The 3,249-nt window shown below is 52.3% G+C and carries 1 rRNA gene; it reads left to right on the forward strand.

From position 1 onward, the window contains the following. The first annotated feature begins 329 nt into the window (after positions 1-329). Positions 330-3,210, forward strand: a 23S ribosomal RNA gene (locus tag P3T40_RS44780). The last annotated feature ends 39 nt before the right edge of the window (positions 3,211-3,249 follow it).

Consider the following 3,249-nt stretch of genomic DNA (forward strand, 5'->3'; position numbering starts at 1 on the left):
GTTTTGCATTGGCGATTGAGCCAGTCAGAGTGATATGAAGCAGAGCTTTATATCGGCTGTCGTTCTTTAACAATCAGGAAGAAGTAGTAAAGAGATTCACGAAAGCATACTTAGAGATGGGTGTGTGAGTAGGTGAATCAGGGTTGTGATTGTATCAATGTATTTTTAAGTAATCGAAAGATTGCTTTGGAATACGGCGCAACACGAATACTCAACCTGTAGCGTGTGTGGCACGTGGCATTCCCTGTGAATGTCCCTGTCCCCTCCGGGGATGGGACCAGAGTAAGTGCTAAAGCACTAGCTCTGGCCGCAAGACACACCCGTTATAGGGTCAAGCGAACAAGTGCATGTGGTGGATGCCTTGGCGATCACAGGCGATGAAGGACGCGGTAGCCTGCGAAAAGCTACGGGGAGCTGGCAAACGAGCTTTGATCCGTAGATGTCCGAATGGGGAAACCCACTCCGTATGGAGTATCCATGGCTGAATACATAGGCTATGTGAAGCGAACGCGGCGAACTGAAACATCTAAGTAGCCGCAGGAAAAGAAATCAACCGAGATTCCCAGAGTAGTGGCGAGCGAAATGGGACCAGCCTGTACTCTTTATCTTTACTGTTAGCCGAAAGCTCTGGAAAGTGCTGCCATAGCAGGTGATAGCCCTGTAGGCGAAAACAGTTTGGAAGAACTAGGTGTACGACAAGTAGGGCGGGACACGTGAAATCCTGTCTGAAGATGGGGGGACCATCCTCCAAGGCTAAATACTCGTGATCGACCGATAGTGAACCAGTACCGTGAGGGAAAGGCGAAAAGAACCCCGGGAGGGGAGTGAAACAGATCCTGAAACCGCATGCATACAAACAGTCGGAGCCTTCGCAAGGGGGTGACGGCGTACCTTTTGTATAATGGGTCAGCGACTTACATTCAGTGGCAAGCTTAACCGATTAGGGCAGGCGTAGCGAAAGCGAGTCCGAACAGGGCGATTAGTCGCTGGGTGTAGACCCGAAACCAGGTGATCTATCCATGGCCAGGATGAAGGTGCGGTAACACGTACTGGAGGTCCGAACCCACTAACGTTGAAAAGTTAGGGGATGAGCTGTGGATAGGGGTGAAAGGCTAAACAAACCTGGAAATAGCTGGTTCTCTCCGAAAACTATTTAGGTAGTGCCTCGTGTATCACCTTCGGGGGTAGAGCACTGTCATGGTTGAAGGGTCCATTGCGGATTACTTCGCCATAGCAAACTCCGAATACCGAAGAGTGCAATCACGGGAGACAGACATCGGGTGCTAACGTCCGGTGTCAAGAGGGAAACAACCCAGACCGCCAGCTAAGGTCCCCAAATATTGCTAAGTGGGAAACGAAGTGGGAAGGCTAAAACAGTCAGGAGGTTGGCTTAGAAGCAGCCATCCTTTAAAGAAAGCGTAATAGCTCACTGATCGAGTCGTCCTGCGCGGAAGATGTAACGGGGCTAAGCAATATACCGAAGCTGCGGATGCACAGTAATGTGCATGGTAGGAGAGCGTTCCGTAAGCCTGCGAAGGTGCACTGGAAAGTGTGCTGGAGGTATCGGAAGTGCGAATGCTGACATGAGTAGCGATAAAGGGGGTGAAAGGCCCCCTCGCCGTAAGCCCAAGGTTTCCTACGCAACGTTCATCGGCGTAGGGTGAGTCGGCCCCTAAGGCGAGGCAGAAATGCGTAGCTGATGGGAAGCAGGTTAATATTCCTGCACCATTGTTAGATGCGATGGGGGGACGGATCGCGGAAGGTTGTCCGGGTGTTGGAAGTCCCGGTCCTTGCATTGGAGAAGGCGCTTTGGCAAATCCGGGCGCGGAATTCAAGGGTGCGAGGCCAGTCGCTTAGGCGACGAAGCAATCGGAAGTGGTTCCAGGAAAAGCCTCTAAGCTTCAGTCTAACAAGACCGTACCGCAAACCGACACAGGTGGGCGAGATGAGTATTCTAAGGCGCTTGAGAGAACTCGGGAGAAGGAACTCGGCAAATTGGTACCGTAACTTCGGGATAAGGTACGCCCCTGTAGCTTGATGCCCCTGCGGGCAGAGGGTGAAGGGGTTGCAATAAACTGGTGGCTGCGACTGTTTAATAAAAACACAGCACTCTGCAAACACGAAAGTGGACGTATAGGGTGTGACGCCTGCCCGGTGCCGGAAGATTAAATGATGGGGTGCAAGCTCTTGATTGAAGTCCCGGTAAACGGCGGCCGTAACTATAACGGTCCTAAGGTAGCGAAATTCCTTGTCGGGTAAGTTCCGACCTGCACGAATGGCGTAACGATGGCCACACTGTCTCCTCCCGAGACTCAGCGAAGTTGAAGTGTTTGTGATGATGCAATCTCCCCGCGGCTAGACGGAAAGACCCCATGAACCTTTACTGTAGCTTTGCATTGGACTTTGAACCGGTCTGTGTAGGATAGGTGGGAGGCTTTGAAGCGTGGACGCCAGTCTGCGTGGAGCCGACCTTGAAATACCACCCTGGTCTGTTTGAGGTTCTAACCTTGGTCCGTAATCCGGATTGGGGACAGTGCATGGTAGGCAGTTTGACTGGGGCGGTCTCCTCCCAAAGTGTAACGGAGGAGTACGAAGGTACGCTAGGTACGGTCGGAAATCGTGCTGATAGTGCAATGGCATAAGCGTGCTTAACTGCGAGACCGACAAGTCGAGCAGGTGCGAAAGCAGGTCATAGTGATCCGGTGGTTCTGTATGGAAGGGCCATCGCTCAACGGATAAAAGGTACTCTGGGGATAACAGGCTGATACCGCCCAAGAGTTCATATCGACGGCGGTGTTTGGCACCTCGATGTCGGCTCATCTCATCCTGGGGCTGTAGCCGGTCCCAAGGGTATGGCTGTTCGCCATTTAAAGAGGTACGTGAGCTGGGTTTAAAACGTCGTGAGACAGTTTGGTCCCTATCTGCCGTGGGCGCTGGATATTTGAAGGGGGCTGCTCCTAGTACGAGAGGACCGGAGTGGACGAACCTCTGGTGTACCGGTTGTCACGCCAGTGGCATCGCCGGGTAGCTATGTTCGGAAGAGATAACCGCTGAAAGCATCTAAGCGGGAAACTCGCCTTAAGATGAGATATCCCCGGGGCTTCGAGCCCCTTGAAGGGTCGTTCAAGACCAGGACGTTGATAGGTCAGGTGTGGAAGCGCAGTAATGCGTTAAGCTAACTGATACTAATTGCCCGTAAGGCTTGATCCTATAACAGGTGTGTTTTGCGATGCTCGTTAGTGCTTCAGC

Source organism: Paraburkholderia sp. EB58 (assembly GCF_050436665.1).
GTDB lineage: Bacteria > Pseudomonadota > Gammaproteobacteria > Burkholderiales > Burkholderiaceae > Paraburkholderia.